General features: G+C 68.6%; 1 protein-coding gene and 1 pseudogene. One reads left to right on the top strand and one right to left on the bottom strand.

All coding sequences use genetic code 11. The features are described from left to right. A pseudogene (locus KZA10_RS15900) lies at positions 1–225 on the top strand (phytanoyl-CoA dioxygenase); the annotation flags it as partial. Positions 226–238: 13 nt separating this feature from the next. Here KZA10_RS15900 and KZA10_RS15895 read toward each other — a convergent pair. After that, positions 239–1075 (bottom strand): endo alpha-1,4 polygalactosaminidase, encoded by an 837-nt coding sequence (locus KZA10_RS15895; RefSeq protein WP_256934985.1) that lies wholly within the window; start codon positions 1073–1075, stop codon positions 239–241. Positions 1076–1082 lie beyond the last annotated feature (7 nt).

Below are 1082 nucleotides of genomic sequence, written 5' to 3'. Positions count from 1 at the left end.
GCCGACCTCCCCGCGCTCGCCGACGCGCGCGACGCCCGCTGGCTGATGGCGGACTATCGCGCGGGCGACGTGATGGTGCACTCCTCCTACATCGTGCACGCCAGCACCGACAACGTCGATCCGCAGGGGCGCATCCGCCTCTCCACCGACATCCGCTATCAGCGGGCATCCGAGCCGATCGACTGGCGCTGGCAGGAGCACTGGCACGAGGATGACGGTCTGTGAGGAGAAGTGCCGCTCAGTCGCAGGTCTCGAACGCGTAGGCGTCGTCGTCGGGAGTGACGAGGTCACGGTCGCGGAGCACCATGGAATCCGGAGAGCTGTCGTCGGCGCACATCTCGGCGAAGGGGCGCGGAAGCTCGTCGGTGTACTCGATGTCGATCACATGGTCGGCGTAGACCGCGGTGTAGGCGCCGCACTCTTCATAGGCCGCGCACTCCTCGGTGACCGCGAAGTCGAAACCGGCCCGCTCGTGGAGCAGCGCCGCATCCTCTGCGGCGTTCTTCTGGCCGGCGGCGAGCCCCACGGCGTGCGCGGCATCGACGAGCAGCGCGGCCAGGGCCAGGTTGTCATCGAGCGAGAGGGAACCACCCGACCGCGAGTACGAGTCGAGATTGTCGAACTCGACCGCGTCGAAGCCGGCATCCGCGCAGCCCTCGATCCAGGGGATCACCGTGTCGGCGATCTTCTCCCGGTGCGCCGCACTCGAGGTGTCGATGAGTGCCTCATCGGGCCAATCCGGATCGAAGACGACCTCGCCGTCGCGCTGCAGCAGCAGCTCACGGGGCCAGGCATCGAGTTCACCGGGCTGCGTCTGGAAGCCGTTGACGTAGCAGATCGAGTACACGCCGGGTGCGGGCTCCGCGCCCCGGTCGCGCCCCACGATGCCGACCTCTGGCGAAGGGTCGTAGGCGCCACCGAGCTGGTAGTCGGGCACGGCGCCGGAGGGTGGGAGGACGATGGTGGGCGACGGAAGGGTCGTCGATGCTGCGGAACACGCCGTGAGGACGAGCGCCACGACGCCGATCAGGACCGCGCGCCCCCCACGAACGAGTCTTCGATTCGACACGGTCAATGCGGGG

This window comes from Microbacterium sp. BF1 (genome assembly GCF_019279095.1).
GTDB classification, from domain to species: Bacteria; Actinomycetota; Actinomycetes; order Actinomycetales; family Microbacteriaceae; genus Microbacterium; species Microbacterium maritypicum.
The sequence above is the reverse complement of the archived record's forward strand: the minus strand, read 5'-3'. Positions and strand labels throughout refer to the sequence as shown.